Here is a 330-nt window from a genome sequence, read left to right on the forward strand (position 1 = left end):
GCGCACGACGACGATGATCGTCCAGCGCCGTCACAAGCGTTAAGGAGTAGGCAATGGCACGTTCTGTAAAAAAAGGTCCGTTCTGCGACGCCCATTTGCTGAAGAAAGTTGAGGCGGCTGCAGCTTCGCGCGACAAAAAGCCGATCAAGACCTGGTCGCGTCGCTCGACGATTCTGCCGGATTTCATCGGCCTGACGATCGCTGTTCACAACGGCCGTCAACACGTTCCGGTGTACATCTCGGAAAACATGGTCGGCCACAAGCTTGGCGAGTTCGCACTGACCCGTACGTTCAAGGGTCACGCAGCCGACAAGAAGGCCAAGAAATAAG

General features: G+C 56.1%; 1 protein-coding gene. It reads left to right on the forward strand.

Annotated elements, in window-relative coordinates:
* Positions 1-53 precede the first annotated feature (53 nt).
* The gene (gene rpsS / locus SB752_RS32145; protein ID WP_004199273.1) at positions 54-329 is read left to right on the forward strand and encodes a 30S ribosomal protein S19; all 276 of its coding nucleotides are present in this window, start codon (positions 54-56) and stop codon (positions 327-329) included.
* Position 330 lies beyond the last annotated feature (1 nt).

It is taken from the genome of Brevibacillus sp. SIMBA_040 (genome assembly GCF_046535075.1).
Classification (GTDB): domain Bacteria; phylum Bacillota; class Bacilli; order Brevibacillales; family Brevibacillaceae; genus Brevibacillus.

Excerpts from the sequence above, each read along its gene's own strand:
- rpsS (WP_004199273.1), top strand. The coding sequence starts at position 54 with ATGGCACGTTCTGTAAAAAAAGGTCCGTTCTGCGACGCCCATTTGCTG.